Raw genomic sequence first — 15,232 nt, forward strand, 5'->3', positions numbered from 1 at the left:
AAAAACAGATTAAAACAGAAAATTTGCGCATTTAAACTTAACAACGTTAGAAAATTTAATATTATTAAATATGAATCCCGAAAATGTTAGAATACCACAATTTTTAAAAAGAAATGTCCAACAAATTAAAACCAATATGAAAATGAAAAATGTAATTATAACCAGCTTTATTCTGGCATTAGTACTAAGCAGCTGTGCTGATAAAAATCAGACGCCTGCTGCTCCGCCTCCACCGGTTTTACCTGTGGCAGCAATTACAAGCGCTAACACAACTACGGACGCTGAATATCCTGCTTCTATACAAGGTACTGTTGACGTTGAAATTCGTCCGCAAGTAAGCGGGAATCTTGAAAGAGTTTATGTTGACGAAGGTGCTTATGTAACAAAAGGTCAAACTTTATTCAAAATAAACGAACGTCCTTTCCGCGAACAATTGAACAACGCTTTAGCGAATTTACATGCGGCTGAAGCAGCTTTAATCAACGCGAATTTAGAAGTTGATAAATTGACCCCATTAGTTCAAAATAAAGTAGTTTCAGATTATCAATTAAAAACAGCTAAAGCTTCACAAAAAATTGCTGCTGCAAATATCGAACAAGCAAAAGCAATGGTTGGCTCGGCTAAAATCAATTTAGGATATACTACTGTAACAGCTCCAGTTAGCGGTTATATTGGAAGATTACCAAAAAAACAAGGAAGTTTAGTTTCGGCTACAGATGTTGAGCCTTTGACAAATCTTTCAGATGTTCACGAAGTTTTTGCTTATTTCTCTCTTGGCGAAACTGATTTTATCAATTTCAAAGCACAATATGCTGGAAGCACAATTGGCGATAAAATCAGAAAATTGCCTCCTGTAACTTTAGTGTTGGCAGATAACAATGCATATCCTCAAACCGGAAAAATTGACATGGTCGATGGTCAATTCGACAAAACTACTGGAGCGATTACGGTAAGAGCAACTTTTCCAAATGCAAACGGAATTTTACGTTCTGGAAATACAGGAAGAATCCGTTTAGGTGTTCAGCACGACGATGCGATTTTAGTGCCGCAATCAGCTACGGTTGAAATGCAGGATAAAGTATTTGTCTTCACTGTAGGCAAAGACAACAAAGTAAGCAAAATGCCAATCACGATTGCTGGTAAAAGCGGTGTTAACTATCTAATTAAAGATGGCGTAAAATCGGGTGACCAAATCGTATTAAGCGGTATTGACAAACTTCAAGAAGGACAGGTTATTCAACCTGAAAAATCAACAAAAGTTGCCCAAGTAATTAATCAAAAATAATAAAAACGACAATGTTCAAAATATTTATACAAAGGCCTGTACTGGCGACCGTTATTTCCATTTTATTGGTGATTCTGGGAGTACTTGGCTTGACTAAATTGCCTTTACAGCAATTTCCTGATATTGCGCCACCATCGGTTTTGGTAACGGCGGTATATCCGGGAGCAAACGCAGAAACGGTTTTGCGTTCGGTTGCTCCTTCTTTAGAAGAATCTATAAATGGTGTAGAAAACATGACTTACATGAGTTCTACAGCGAGTAATGACGGTAGTTTGGCTATCACGGTGTTCTTTAAATTAGGAACAGATGCCGACCAAGCTGCGGTTAACGTTCAAAACAGAGTTGCACAAGCAACGAGCCAGCTTCCTGCAGAGGTTGTACAACAAGGTGTAATCACGGCGAAACAGCAAAACAGTTTCATCATGGCTATTGGTATGTACACCGAAGATGAATCAAAATACGATCAGACTTTTGTTGCCAACTACGCACAAATCAATATCATTCCGGAATTAAAACGTATTCCCGGTGTCGGTTCTGCTAGTATCTTTGGTGGTGTAAAAGACTATTCTATGCGTGTTTGGTTGAATCCAACGCAGATGTCAACTTACAAAATCACGCCAAACGAAATCATGAGCGCTATTCAAGACAAAAGTTTAGAAGCCGCTCCAGGTAAATTTGGTGAACGAAGCAAAGAAGTTTTTGAATATGTAATCAAATACAAAGGAAAGCTAACCAAACCTGAAGATTATGAAAATATCGCAATTCGCTCTAATCCTGACGGTTCTGTTCTTCACTTAAAAGATGTTGCAAGAGTTGAATTAGGTGCATATTCTTATAACAGTTTAACGCGTTTAAATGGTAAAAAAGGAGTTGTAATTGGGGTTATTCAGTTAGCGGGTTCCAACTCAAATGATATTCAGATTGCCATCAATAAAATGATGGAAAAAGCCTCTAAAGATTTCCCAAAAGGAATAAAACATAATATTTTCTATAGTACAAAAGTATCGCTGGATCAATCCATTGAACAGGTTGAACACACTTTATTAGAAGCTTTTATACTGGTATTTATTGTAGTATTTATTTTCCTTCAGGATTTTAGATCAACATTAATCCCGGCTATTGCTGTACCTGTAGCAATTTTAGGAACGTTCTTCTTCATGCAGTTATTCGGATTCTCGATCAACCTGCTAACGCTTTTCGCATTAATTCTGGCGATTGGTATTGTGGTGGATGACGCGATTGTGGTCGTAGAAGCCGTGCATGCGAAAATGGAGCATAAACATTTGTCTCCAAAAGTAGCCACACATGAAGCAATGCACGAAATAACGGGTGCTATTATCTCGATTACGCTGGTAATGGCTGCTGTATTCCTGCCGGTTGGTTTTATGGAAGGCTCTACAGGAGTTTTCTATCGTCAGTTTGCTTTTACTATGGCAATTGCAATTGTAATTTCGGCTGTTAATGCCTTAACATTGTCTCCTGCACTTGCTGCATTATTTTTGAAAGATAATCACGGTGCTCACGATGCAAATGCGCCTTATGCGAAAAAAGGATTTAAAGAAAAATTCTTTACCGCTTTCAACAGCAGTTTTGAATCGCTTACGAATCGTTACGTTGGTGGAATTAAATTCTTAATCAGAAAAAAATGGTTGAGTTTAGGCGGATTAGCGGCAATTACTATCGCAACTGTTTTATTAGTAAAAACAACTCCTGCAGGATTTATTCCAACAGAAGATCAAGGATTTATTGCTATTGCAGTAAACACGCCATCTGGAACATCTCTTGACGGAACTCAAAAAGTAATGACAGAAGCTGAAAATACTTTAAGAGGATTAGATGCATCTCGATTTGTGACTGCAATTTCAGGTTTCAACTTATTGACCAATTCTACGAGTCCTTCTTCAGCAGTAGTTTTCGTATTGCTTAAACCAAATGAAGATCGTGGCGAAGTGAAAAATATCGAAGATATCATGAACCAAGTTCGTGGCAAATTGGGCAGTATTTCTGGCGGAAGTTTCTTCGTTTTCAGTTTCCCAACTGTTCCTGGATTTAGCAATGTTGAAGCTTTAGATTTGGTACTTCAGGATAAAACCGGAGGAAAACTGGATAAATTCAGTGGCATTTCTCAGAATTTCATTGGAGAATTGATGAAACGCCCAGAAATTGCTGTAGCATTTACGAGTTTCAAAGCCGATTATCCGCAATTGCAATTGGATATTAATGATGAAAAAGCAAATCAATTGGGCGTGAATGTAAAAGACATTTTACAGACCATGCAGACTTATTTTGGTAGTGCTCAGGCTTCTGATTTCAACCGCTTCGGGAAATATTACCGAGTTGTAGTTCAGGCTGATATTGCTGACAGAGCTGATCCATCATCAATTGACCGAGTTTTTGTAAAAAATAAAACAGGCGAAATGGTTCCGATAAACACTTTAGTAAAACTGACTCGTGTTTATGGTTCTGAAACTGCTTCACGTTACAACTTGTTCAACTCAATTTCGATTAATGCAATTCCAAAACCTGGATTTAGTTCTGGAGACGCCATTAAAGCAATTGAAGAAGTAGCAGCACAACAGCTTCCTGCAGGTTATGGTTATGAATTTTCAGGACAAACTCGCGAAGAGATTTCTTCTGGAGGACAGTCGGCGACAATTTTCTTACTGTGTTTGATATTCGTCTATTTCTTACTTGCCGCACAGTATGAAAGTTACATTCTGCCATTGGCTGTAATCTTATCAATCCCTGCAGGTATTTTTGGAGTATTTGTGGCAATCGGCTTGACCGGAATCGAAAACAACATTTACGTTCAAGTTGCACTTGTAATGCTTATCGGACTTCTCGCGAAAAATGCCATTTTGATTGTGGAATTTGCGGTACAGAAACGAAAATCAGGACAAGCTTTAGTACGAGCTTCAATCGACGCAGCAAAATTACGTTTGCGACCAATTATCATGACTTCCCTAGCCTTTGTGGTTGGTTTAGTACCAATGATGAGTGCCAAAGGACCATCGGCTCAAGGAAATCATTCGATTAGTATTGGAGCAGCGGGCGGAATGCTTTCTGGAGTAATTCTCGGATTATTTATTATTCCGGTTTTATTCATCGTATTCCAACATTTACAAGAAAAAGTTACTGGAAAACCAGTAGCTGTAATTCATAACGAAGAAAAACAATAAATGGAAAACTATATAACGACAATCTTGGTGACCATAATAATTGGCATCGCATATATATCGTACAGAATCTCAAAAGATCTTGAAACGAAAAAAGATATTTGTACAGAAATTTAATCTGTTAATGAGGTTAAAAAAAATATTTTAACACATAGAGACATCGAATAATATGTCTAAAAAGAGATTAGAAGAAACTTGTTTCAACACATAGAAAACTATCTGAATTTAAAATAAGTGAAACGCCTTTTTCAAATCCCAAAAAACTATGTCTCTATGTGTTTAAAAAAATTACACCCAAACGGGTTAAAGGAATTTTAATAAAAAGAAAATGAAAAATCATATAACCAAAATCGTGGTCTTCGCCATTCTGATCACGACCTTAATATCCTGTAAGGTATCAAAGGATATTGAAACACCAAAAGATGCATTTCCTGAGAATTTCAGGAATGCAGCTGTTTTAAAAGATACGGCTAGCATCGGTGATTTGGAATGGAAAAATTTCTATACCGAAAAAGATATTGTACAGCTAATTGACAGCGCAATTGCCCGAAACAACGATTTGCAGATTGCTGCTAAAAATATTGAAATTGCACAATACCGATTCACACAGTCAAAATGGGGAAATGTGCCTCAAGTTAACTTGGGTATAAATGCAAGTTCAAGCAATCCTTCAGACAATAGTTTTACTGGAATGAATTTGAATCAAGCTTTAGGTGCAAAACATATTGACGATTTCTCTGCAGGAGCAACACTTTCTTGGGAAGCTGATATTTGGGGAAAAATCAAAAACCAGAAAAAAGGCGCTTTTGCTGCATATCTTCAATCTGAAGAAGTGAAAAAAGCATTGCAGACTAATATTGTTGCCAATGTTTCAAGAGGATATTACAATCTTTTGATGTTGGACGCTCAGCTTGATATTGCAAGACAAAATGTGAAATTGAATGACAGCACAACCAATATCATCAAATTAAAATATGATGCAGGTCAAACCACTTCATTAGCAATTCAACAATCGGAAGCACAGAAATTAAATTCGGAGCAACTAATTCCGTTATTGGAACAAAATATTGCCATTCAGGAAAATGCTTTGAGTGTTTTGACGGGTTCTTTTCCTTCTTCAAAACAAAGAACAGCTTTACTAAATTCAGTTGCAATTCAAAACAATAATGCTGTTGGAATTCCAGCTTCATTAGTAAGCAGAAGACCAGATGTAAAAAGTGCTGAATTGGCTTTAAAAATCGCCAATGCTAATGTTGGAATCACAAAAGCCGATTTATATCCGACATTGAGAATTACAGCTCAAGGCGGTGTAAATTCTTTTGAAACCAGCACTTGGTTCAATATTCCAGCTTCGCTTTTTGGAACTGTAGCAGGAGGTTTGACACAACCTTTATTGAACAATAAAAGACTAAAAACGCAATATAATATTGCTGTCGCAGAAAGAGAAAAAGCAGTTATCAATTTCAGACAATCGGTTTTGATTGCTGTGAGCGAAGTTGCTGATGCTTTAATTGTAACCGAGAAATTACAACAACAAGAAACTTTTCTTCAACAAAAAGTAAAAACGTTGCAACAAGCGATTAAAAATGCCAATTTGCTTTTCAAAAACGGTATGGCAGAATATCTTGAAGTTTTAACTGCACAAGCTAATCTATTACAAAGCGAATTAGAATTAGCAGACATAAAAAGACAACAATTAACAGCCAATACTGAATTGTATCGCGCACTCGGCGGAGGCTGGAAATAATACCTATACCCGTTAATTATTTATTTTTTGAGATGAAAACGCTGTGAGACTTTTTAGTTTCATGGCGTTTTTTTATTTAACCGCAAAGGGCGCAATCCCGATAACTATCGGGATACGCAAAAGACACAAAAGCTTTTTGGAATTTCTCGCAAAGTCGCGAAGTCGCAAAGTTATTAAGTATTTATTTCACGCAGATTCTGCAGATTTAAGCAGATTAATTTTTAAAGATATAAAAAAATTATCTGCTCAAATTCGCTTAAATCTTTTTTAAATCTGCGTGAAAAATAAATCTTCGCGTCTTTGCGACTTTGCGAGAGCTATTAATCTACCTTGCATCTAACAAAAAACTTATCTAATTTTAATCTTTCGCAAAAACAGAAATAAATGACATCTGACCAACAGAATTACCTCAACAATCTAAAATTATATTTCGAAAGTTACGCTCCGATCTCTGAAAGGTCATGGAAATTGATTGAAAACCTGACCTATTTCCAGACCATCAAAAAAGGAGAAATATTACTCGAAAATGGGGAAATCTGTAAAAATCTTTATTTTATTGCAAAAGGAATTCTACGAACTTTTATTACAGACGAACAAGGAAATTTCTATAACAAAAACCTTTTTTTCGAAAACAAACTTGCCTGTTCTAAAGTCTCATCAATACTGCAAACTCCTTCGAGCTTTACAATCGAAGCTTTAGAAGATTGCATTTTAATCACTCTCGATTACAAAAAATATACGCAGTTGATTAACGAAAATGATGATCTTAAAACTTTCTATATTGCCTATTTGGAAAAAAACTGGATTATTGAAAAAGAACAGCGAGAGATTGCTCTGGTTATGCAAAATGCAACTGAAAGATATTTGAGTTTCTTAGAGAAACATCCGACTGTTGCAGATCGAATTCCGTTATTGCATATTGCCTCGCATTTAGGCATTACGCCAACACAATTAAGCCGAATCAGAAAAAATCTTGAAAAAGTTTTGTAAATCAACATATGTAAAGGCTTTCCTCACATTGCCCATTTATCTTTGTTTTATAATTAAAATTTGACATTAAAATGAACAATATAAAACTCATAAAAGATAATATTGACAATCTTACCACGCTTTGGAAAACTGTTGCCACTCCTCTCCTTTCTTATCATAAAAACGATCCGTTTCAATTCAGTCAGATAAAAAACTCTGGCTGGCCAAACCGATTATGGTTTCGCGAAGATATCACTGAAGAAAATCTTCCGCAAATTTTTGAAATTATTAAAGACCATTCAGGTTTGGTGATTCCGTATTGGGATATTTTCGGAAGTAATTCAAATGAGATTTTTGAAAAAAACGGATTTGAAATTCGAAACCAACTTGTAGCGATGGCTTTAAAATTGGATGAAAAATTTCAACTTGAAAATAATCTTACTTTTAAAAGAGTTTTAAATGAAAAAGATTCGAAAACTTGGTCAGATATTTATCCGTTATCGTTTAATTATATAATCAGTAAAGAAACATTGGTACATAATTATGACAATGTAAAGTTTTATTTGGTTCATTTTGAAGAAAAACCAATCGGAACGCTTACTCTTTTTCAAACGGAAAATATCATGGGAATTCATGGTGTAGGCGTAATTCCCGAAATGCGCAAAAGAGGTTTTGCCGAAGAAATCATGAAATTTGCAATCAATGAAGCGATTGATGCTGATTGCGAATATGCACAGTTACAAGCGTCAGCTTTAGGAAAAAACATTTATAGCAGATTAGGTTTTAAGGATTTGTTTATCATTACGAATTACTTTTTAAGTTCCAATTTTTAGCATTTTATGTCAGGCTGAGCGAAGTCGAAGCCCCGCATTCAAAATCGACAATCTTTGTGGAATCTCTATGTGATCCTTCGACTTCGCTCAGGAAGACAAAACTAAACATGGTAATTCCAACACAACAATAAAAAAGCCTCGAAGCTTTGTCACTTTGTCACTTTGAGCCTTTGAATTGTCTCAAATGCCCCTAAAATAGTCGGAAATACGTATTTAAATAAAAAAGTAAGAATATTACATTTGTAATACATTAACTGATAACTATTTAAAAACAAAACCTCATGAAAAAAGCAAAAATTATTTTTTGGACAACGACAATTCTAATTTTCTTATTTGAAGGCGTTATGCCGGCATTGACATCTCAAACAGAAATGGCTAAAGAAGGAATCAGACATTTAGGTTATCCTGAATATTTTGGGAATGCCTTAGTCGTTTTCAAAGTATTGGGCGTATTAGCATTAGTAATTCCGCAAGTTCCTAAAAATGTAAAAGAATGGGCTTACGCCGGATTCGGATTTGATTTTATATTTGCTTCCATTAGTCATTTTGCAGTTGACGGAATGAATTTTCAAAGTTTTTTCCCGTTGATTATTCTACTGATTTTAGCAACTTCATATATCTATTATCACAAAATCGAACGCTATAAAAATATAGCCTTATAACTTTTTGAAGTGATGATCGAGGTTTTCAAAACAAATGTTCAAGAAGTCGAACAATCTAATTTGGTTGTTGGGAAACTTCTTGAACATTTCCCAAACAGCATTATCAATTTTGATCTCGAAGACTGCGATAAAATTCTCCGTATTCATGCCTCTTCAATTTGCAATACTAGCGTGATTGAACTTGTAAATTCATGTGGCTATCACTGCGAAGTGCTTTTATAAATTCACAATTTATTGATTTACAAATTATTAACAAATAAATTTGTAAATTTAAAATACTGAATTTTAAATCGCATAAAAATGAATATTCCAGCAGAACATCAAACGATAATGCCGTATCTGATTTTACAAGGCGCTTCAAAATTCAACGATTTTACAAAAAAAGTCTTTGGAGCAACTGAAACAAATACAAAATCACTACGCGGAGATGGAACCATTATGCATGCCGAAATTACTTTGAACGGAAGCACCATAATGATTACCGATGAAATAACAGATTGGGCTAAACAAACCGCAAACTTATTTGTTTATGTTCCAAATGCTGATGAAACCTATCAAAAAGCATTAGAAAATGGCGCCAGTTCTCTAATGGAATTAAGCGATCAAGATTATGGCCGAACTTGTGGCATAACTGATCCTTTTGGAAATGTATGGTGGATCACATCAGTAGATTGATCAACTTTTAAAATCAATACTATGAAAACCGAAGTACAAAAAAATATTGTTGAAACATTCAAAAAATTAAATGAAACCCTTGCTTCTTTTTCGGAAGAAGAATTAAATACAGTTCCATATAAAGACAGTTGGACAGCGGGACAAACTGCTCAACACATTATTTTGGCCTGTTCAGGCTATCCCGAATTATTTGCAGGAAAAACCGAAAAAACAATTCGAAAATATCAGGAATTTGTACCGCAACTGGAAAGCATTTTTTTAAATTTTACTACAAAAATGAATGCTCCAGATTTCCTAAAACCTGAAAATAAGGAGTATAACAAAAAATCGCTAACTTTAGCATTTCAGAATATCGAATCGGATTTACTTACGGCAACTGAAAATTATGACCTTACCGTAACCTGTGAGGATTTTCAAGTTCCAGGTTTTGATAAATTCACCATTTTTGAGTGGATCAATTTTGCTCTCGTTCATACGCAAAGGCATACACATCAATTAAACTCGATTTACAAAATGCTGACCAAAATATAATTTTAAGCTTCAAATCAACCAAAAACAGATCTATATGAAATCAAAAAGCGGAGCCATTTTTATTACAGGATTAATTGCCGGAACTCTTGACGTTGTTGCTGCAATTACCATTTATGCTGGAATTCTCGACAAAACCACAGGAGTTAAAATTTTACAATCTATTGCAAGTGGCATCTTTAAAAAAGAAGCTTACTCGGGAGGTTCGCAAATGGCATTATACGGACTATTATTGCATTATTTTATAGCTTTTACTTTTACTTGGTTTTATTTTATGATTTATCCTTATTTTTCATTTTTGAAAAAAAACACCCTAGTATCTGGAATTATTTACGGTGTTTTTGTTTGGATTATAATGAATCTTGTAGTTCTTCCGGTTGTATTTCCTGTTTTGCCAGAAAAACATTTAGATTTTCCGTTATTCTTGTCTATGATAATTTTGATTTGCTGTATCGGAACTCCGATAGCCTTTCTTCATAAAAAATATCTATCGTTGCGACAATAGCTTCATAACAAATATGAAATTAAAAAAGCGAAACCAAATCAATTTTGGTTTCGCTTTTTTTGTTTTGAAGAACACTCTTAACGAGTCACTTTTAACTTTCCAATTATTATTGTTATAAAAGTTAAAATCAAAAATACAACGAAAAAAGCCTGCCCAATAAAAGAGGGATCATTTCCAATTTCTCCAAAACCTAAAATTCCAGCTATAACTGCTAGAACAATAAAAGTAATAGTCCAATGTGTCATAATGCATTTTTTATTGTTAATATTTTAACGGATTTTTAATCTTGCTCAAATTTCGTTTTCTAGTCTAAAATTAATTATCTCTAAAAATTATTTTTATAATACAATAAGCTATAAATGAAGTTACTACACTAATTTTAGAATTCTTTTTTACTCTTACAAAATTCCCATGCCGATGCAATTGAGTTAATTTTTTGATCGATTGGATTAATCGTCGCTTTATTCCTAAAGTAATTTTAGATAAAATTTTTAGCATTATGGAAATAGCGTCAGCTCAGGGTATAACAGCCACAAAACATGGAATTATTTTAGAAAAGACAGAGCGCACCTTTGAAGAATTAGGTGTTTTAAACCCGGCAATTTATCAAGACGGAAATACCATTCACATGTTTTACAGAGCGGCAAAAAGAGGAAATTTTTCAACTATAGGATATTGCAGATTTGAAGGACCAGAAACATTAGTCGAACGACGTACTGAACCTATTTTTGTTCCAGAATATATTTATGAAATTCATGGTGTCGAAGATCCACGAATTACCAAAATTGATGACACATTTTATATGACGTATGTTACATACGACGGAATAAACGCTTGTGGTGCATTGGCAACATCAAAAGATTTAATTTCTTTTAAAAAGAAAGGAATCATTACTCCAAAATTTATTTTAAACGAATTTACAAACTTGATTAGAAAGCACTTACAAAATCCAAGCATTGCAAAAATATTGGCTTTCAACACCGAAAGAAATTATCCTTTGACGGAAACCATTAAGGAAAATTTATTCGTTTGGGATAAAAATGTGGTTCTTTTTCCTAAAAAAATTGACGGAAAATTCATAGCTTTACATAGATTATTTCCTTCAATTCAACTTTTTTCTTTTGAAAAGAAAAGCGAACTAACAATTGAATTCTGGAAAGACTACATCAAAAACTTACCAGACCATATTATTCTGGAACCCAAATTTGACCATGAAACCAGTCATATTGGTCCAGGTGCCCCGCAAATTGAAACCAAAGATGGATGGCTCTTGATTTACCATGCCGCCGAAAAACGTGAAAAAGGTTTAGTATATCATGCCTGTGTCGCTTTGTTGGATCTTGATAATCCTGCAAAAGTACTGGCTAGATTAGCAAAACCTATTATCACGCCATCAGAATATTATGAACGACACGGTTATGTAAATTATGTGGTTTTTCCAACCGGGACAGCCATTTTTGATAACCAGCTCTATATTTATTACGGTGCCGCCGATGACAAAATTGCGGTGGCCTCATTGAACTTGAACGACTTATTAACTGAATTAAAACAGAATCCCCATGAAGACGATATCAAATAAATCGAAAATAGTTTTTCTTTCCACGTTCCCTCCAACACAATGCGGAATAGCAACTTATACACAAGATACTATTAAAGGAATTACCAATGTTTTTGGCAAATCAATAACTTGTGAAATTTGCGAATTGGTCGACAAACCAAAAGAAAATCCTACCCAAGCTTATACTTTGAACACTAAAAACCGAGAAGAATATGCTCAAGTAGCGGAGGAAATCAACAAAGATCAAGATGTAAAATTGGTTCATATTCAACATGAATTTGGTTTATTTGGCGGTAATTATGGAGATCATCTTCTTGATTTCTTAAACGCAATTAAAAAACCTTTGACCTTTACTTTTCACAGTGTTATTCCAAACCCTAATAATGAATTAAAAACATTCGTAAAATTGCTTTTGAGCTACAGCAATTCGGTTTTTGTAATGACAAATAAGTCAAGAGAAATTTTGATGAACGACTATGATATTCCAGAAGCAATAATTACGACAATGCACCACGGAACGCATATTGTAGTTTATGAAACTCCTCATCAAGCAAAAGCAAAATTCAATATTCAGGATCGATTGGTATTATCTACTTTCGGACTGTTAGGAGAAGGAAAAAATATTGAAACTGGTTTGCATGCATTAGCAAAAATCATTGAAAAAGAACCAAATGTTCTTTATCTGATTATCGGAAGAACACATCCAAATTTAATCGTTGATGGTGTTGACGCTTATCGCGATAAACTAGAATCAATTGTCAAAGAATTGAAATTAGAAAACAATGTCCGATTTATAAATGAATATCTCGATACTAATGAACTTTTAGATTATTTAAAAGCAACTGATATTTATTTATTTACCTCAAAAGATCCTAATCAAGCCGTGAGTGGCACTTTTTCTTATGCAATGAGTTGCGCTTGCCCGCTGGTGGCATCAAAAATTCCGCATACGCTAGAAGTATTAACTCCTGAATTGGGAATTTTAGTCGATATTGGAGATGTAGATCAATTTGCAGAAGCAACTCTAAAATTAATTTCTAACGAAGATTTAAGACATGAAATGGGAATTCAGGCATTTTCAAAAACTCGAGCTTTTTCATGGGAAAATTGCGCTATTACACACATGAACACCTATAAAAAACTGTTTAAAAATGCTGCCGAAATTAAATTCAGCTATCCTGATATTCAATTGAAACACATTAAAAAATTGACCACAGATTTAGGCATTATCCAATTCAGCAAAATTTCAATTCCAGATCTAGAATCAGGTTATACTTTAGACGATAATGCGCGTGCTTTGATCACTTTTTGCATGCATTATCAATTAACACAAGACAAAGCAGATTTGCCATACATATTAATTTATCTGGATTTCATCGAAAGATGTCAAAAACCAAACGGCAGTTTCATCAATTATGTCGATCAAGAATATCGCGAACATATCGAACAAAATGCCGAAGTAAATCTAGAAGATTCAAATGCAAGAGCAATTTGGGCGTTAGGAATTGTGATTTCAAATGCCAATATTCTTCCTGAAAACATTTCTAAAAAAGCAGAAAAATGTTTGTTGAATTCCTTAAAATGGGCCGAAAACATTCAGTCACCTCGTTCAATAGGTTTTGCAACAAAAGGATTGTATCACTATCATAATGCTGTTCCTAATTTATATGTAGCGGCTATTATCAATAAATTGAACACAAAACTGCTTGCCAACTATGAAGATCACGCTTCAGAAAATTGGCAATGGTTTGAAAACTATTTGACCTACGCAAACGGAATTTTACCCGAATCAATGCTTTACGCTTATCTAATTACTAATAAACCCGTGTACAAAAAAGTTGCTATGGATTCATTAAATTTTTTGTTGTCAAAAATGTTTGTCAACAAAGAGTTTAAAGTAATTTCGAATCAAGGATGGCTTCAAAAAAATTCAGTTCCGAGACAATATGGAGAACAGCCTATTGATGTTTCTTATACTATTCAGACTTTGAATGCTTTTTACAATGCATTTCAAATTCCGGAATATAAACATAAAATGAAGTCCGCTTTTAATTGGTTTTTGGGAAAAAATCATTTGGGCCAAATCATGTATAATCCAATCAGCGGCGGTGGTTACGACGGACTAGAAAAAGAAAATGTAAATCTCAACCAAGGCGCCGAATCTACAATTTGCTTTTTAACAGCGCGTTTGTTAATGGAGAATTTTGTTCATTCAGAAACCAAAGTGATTCCGCTAATGAAAACCCGCCGTGGTATCGCAATAAATTCTTAAATTTACAGCACAGCTGACCAAAATTCAATTCAACCCTTGAAATCCCTTTCTCAATGAAAGGGATTTTTTGTTTTTAAGAAATTCCGAAACGTCACAACACTCGATTTATTGTATTTGAATGAGAATTATATAAGCTTCTAAAAAAGTTCTGTAAAAGATTTTAACAAGTATTAAGGTAATTTTAATCTATAATTTAAAAAACGAATATAAAACTGTTAAAAAACTGATTTGCAAGGAATTTTACAACTTTAAAAGATATTATTTTGATTCTCAGCTTAAAAAATACATTCTCACAAATTGGAAGCGCAACTCTATTTGCCTCACGATTTTTTAAGGAACTTTTAATTCCTCCATACGAGGCAAAAGAGTTTTTGAGACAATGTTATGTCATTGGTTATAAATCTTTTCCTTTAGTTGCTATAACCGGTTTTATTATGGGTTTGGTTTTAACCATTCAATCGCGACCAACTTTAGTAACTTTTGGTGCCGAGAGCTGGCTTCCGGGAATGGTTGCACTTTCGTTGATTCGAGAAATTGCGCCTGTCATTACAGCATTAATTTGCGCCGGAAAAATTTCATCTGGAATTGGTGCCGAATTGGGCTCAATGAAAGTTACAGAACAAATTGATGCCATGGAAGTTTCGGCCATTAATCCTTATAATTATTTAGTTGTAACACGAATTTTGGCCTGTACGTTAATGGTTCCCATATTGGTCTTTTTTGCCGATGCAATAGGAATTTTAGGAGGTTATGCAGGAATCAATATTCATGGTGACGTGACTTTTCGCCGCTATTTAACCCAGATTGTGCAATCCTTAGAATTTTTAGATGTGATACCAGCGACAATCAAAACTTTTTTCTTCGGTTTCTTCATCGGAATGATTGGCTGTTTTAAAGGTTTTAATGCCGCAAACGGAACTGAAAGTGTGGGACGCGCCGCAAACTCGGCCGTAGTTACAGCTTCATTAAGCATATTTATTATTGACATGGTCGCAGTACAGATAACCGATTTATTTTTTTAA

General features: G+C 34.5%; 13 protein-coding genes. 12 read left to right on the top strand and 1 reads right to left on the bottom strand.

The genetic code is table 11. The annotated features are described in order from the left end of the window. Positions 1 to 70: 70 nt before the first annotated feature. The 9 genes from SCB73_RS19860 to SCB73_RS19900 all read left to right on the top strand — a co-directional run bounded on the left by SCB73_RS19860 (position 71) and on the right by SCB73_RS19900 (position 10,380). Positions 71 to 1,285: an efflux RND transporter periplasmic adaptor subunit gene (locus tag SCB73_RS19860; protein ID WP_320567920.1), complete on the top strand. Its 1,215-nt coding sequence runs from the start codon at positions 71 to 73 to the stop codon at positions 1,283 to 1,285. Between the two features lie 11 nt (positions 1,286 to 1,296). After that, positions 1,297 to 4,464, top strand: a complete 3,168-nt coding sequence (locus tag SCB73_RS19865) for an efflux RND transporter permease subunit (protein ID WP_320567921.1) — start codon at positions 1,297 to 1,299, stop codon at positions 4,462 to 4,464. Between the two features lie 325 nt (positions 4,465 to 4,789). Next, positions 4,790 to 6,208, top strand: a complete 1,419-nt coding sequence (locus SCB73_RS19870; RefSeq protein WP_320567922.1) for a TolC family protein — start codon at positions 4,790 to 4,792, stop codon at positions 6,206 to 6,208. Between the two features lie 384 nt (positions 6,209 to 6,592). Next, the gene (locus SCB73_RS19875) at positions 6,593 to 7,198 is read left to right on the top strand and encodes a Crp/Fnr family transcriptional regulator (RefSeq protein ID WP_320567923.1); all 606 of its coding nucleotides are present in this window, start codon (positions 6,593 to 6,595) and stop codon (positions 7,196 to 7,198) included. Between the two features lie 71 nt (positions 7,199 to 7,269). Then, complete coding sequence (locus tag SCB73_RS19880; protein WP_320567924.1) at positions 7,270 to 8,010, top strand: GNAT family N-acetyltransferase; 741 nt, start codon at positions 7,270 to 7,272, stop codon at positions 8,008 to 8,010. Positions 8,011 to 8,291: 281 nt separating this feature from the next. Beyond that, positions 8,292 to 8,672: a DoxX family protein gene (locus SCB73_RS19885; protein WP_320567925.1), complete on the top strand. Its 381-nt coding sequence runs from the start codon at positions 8,292 to 8,294 to the stop codon at positions 8,670 to 8,672. A 300-nt stretch (positions 8,673 to 8,972) separates the two neighbouring features. Continuing rightward, positions 8,973 to 9,347: a VOC family protein gene (locus SCB73_RS19890; protein ID WP_320567926.1), complete on the top strand. Its 375-nt coding sequence runs from the start codon at positions 8,973 to 8,975 to the stop codon at positions 9,345 to 9,347. 21 nt (positions 9,348 to 9,368) lie between these two features. After that, entirely contained in the window at positions 9,369 to 9,878 is a 510-nt protein-coding gene (locus tag SCB73_RS19895; protein WP_320567927.1) for a DinB family protein, read from the top strand. Positions 9,879 to 9,912: 34 nt separating this feature from the next. Continuing rightward, positions 9,913 to 10,380 (top strand): DUF1440 domain-containing protein, encoded by a 468-nt coding sequence (locus SCB73_RS19900; protein ID WP_320567928.1) that lies wholly within the window; start codon positions 9,913 to 9,915, stop codon positions 10,378 to 10,380. Positions 10,381 to 10,457: 77 nt separating this feature from the next. Here the strand turns inward: SCB73_RS19900 and SCB73_RS19905 are convergent, their stop codons facing one another. Further along, a complete protein-coding gene (locus tag SCB73_RS19905) occupies positions 10,458 to 10,625 on the bottom strand; it encodes a DUF1328 domain-containing protein (RefSeq protein WP_320567929.1) in 168 nt (55 codons plus the stop codon). Positions 10,626 to 10,879: 254 nt separating this feature from the next. Between SCB73_RS19905 and SCB73_RS19910 the strand changes: the two genes are divergently transcribed. The 3 genes from SCB73_RS19910 to SCB73_RS19920 all read left to right on the top strand — a co-directional run bounded on the left by SCB73_RS19910 (position 10,880) and on the right by SCB73_RS19920 (position 15,232). Beyond that, positions 10,880 to 11,959, top strand: a complete 1,080-nt coding sequence (locus SCB73_RS19910; protein WP_320567930.1) for a glycoside hydrolase family 130 protein — start codon at positions 10,880 to 10,882, stop codon at positions 11,957 to 11,959. Then, the gene (locus SCB73_RS19915; protein ID WP_320567931.1) at positions 11,940 to 14,210 is read left to right on the top strand and encodes a glycosyltransferase; all 2,271 of its coding nucleotides are present in this window, start codon (positions 11,940 to 11,942) and stop codon (positions 14,208 to 14,210) included. The genes SCB73_RS19910 and SCB73_RS19915 overlap by 20 nt, the downstream gene beginning before the upstream one ends. A 263-nt stretch (positions 14,211 to 14,473) precedes the next feature. Further along, positions 14,474 to 15,232, top strand: coding sequence for an MlaE family ABC transporter permease (locus tag SCB73_RS19920; RefSeq protein ID WP_320567932.1), 759 nt, complete (start codon positions 14,474 to 14,476; stop codon positions 15,230 to 15,232).

The sequence above is a fragment of the Flavobacterium sp. KACC 22761 genome, from assembly GCF_034058155.1.
Classification (GTDB): domain Bacteria; phylum Bacteroidota; class Bacteroidia; order Flavobacteriales; family Flavobacteriaceae; genus Flavobacterium.

Bases quoted from the DNA above. Each gene is read 5' to 3' on its own strand.
- SCB73_RS19860 (WP_320567920.1), top strand. From the start codon at position 71: ATGAATCCCGAAAATGTTAGAATACCACAATTTTTAAAAAGAAATGTC.
- SCB73_RS19865 (WP_320567921.1), top strand. From the start codon at position 1,297: ATGTTCAAAATATTTATACAAAGGCCTGTACTGGCGACCGTTATTTCC.
- SCB73_RS19870 (WP_320567922.1), top strand. From the start codon at position 4,790: ATGAAAAATCATATAACCAAAATCGTGGTCTTCGCCATTCTGATCACG.
- SCB73_RS19875 (WP_320567923.1), top strand. From the start codon at position 6,593: ATGACATCTGACCAACAGAATTACCTCAACAATCTAAAATTATATTTC.
- SCB73_RS19880 (WP_320567924.1), top strand. From the start codon at position 7,270: ATGAACAATATAAAACTCATAAAAGATAATATTGACAATCTTACCACG.
- SCB73_RS19885 (WP_320567925.1), top strand. From the start codon at position 8,292: ATGAAAAAAGCAAAAATTATTTTTTGGACAACGACAATTCTAATTTTC.
- SCB73_RS19890 (WP_320567926.1), top strand. From the start codon at position 8,973: ATGAATATTCCAGCAGAACATCAAACGATAATGCCGTATCTGATTTTA.
- SCB73_RS19895 (WP_320567927.1), top strand. From the start codon at position 9,369: ATGAAAACCGAAGTACAAAAAAATATTGTTGAAACATTCAAAAAATTA.
- SCB73_RS19900 (WP_320567928.1), top strand. From the start codon at position 9,913: ATGAAATCAAAAAGCGGAGCCATTTTTATTACAGGATTAATTGCCGGA.
- SCB73_RS19905 (WP_320567929.1), bottom strand. From the start codon at position 10,625: ATGACACATTGGACTATTACTTTTATTGTTCTAGCAGTTATAGCTGGA.
- SCB73_RS19910 (WP_320567930.1), top strand. From the start codon at position 10,880: ATGGAAATAGCGTCAGCTCAGGGTATAACAGCCACAAAACATGGAATT.
- SCB73_RS19915 (WP_320567931.1), top strand. From the start codon at position 11,940: ATGAAGACGATATCAAATAAATCGAAAATAGTTTTTCTTTCCACGTTC.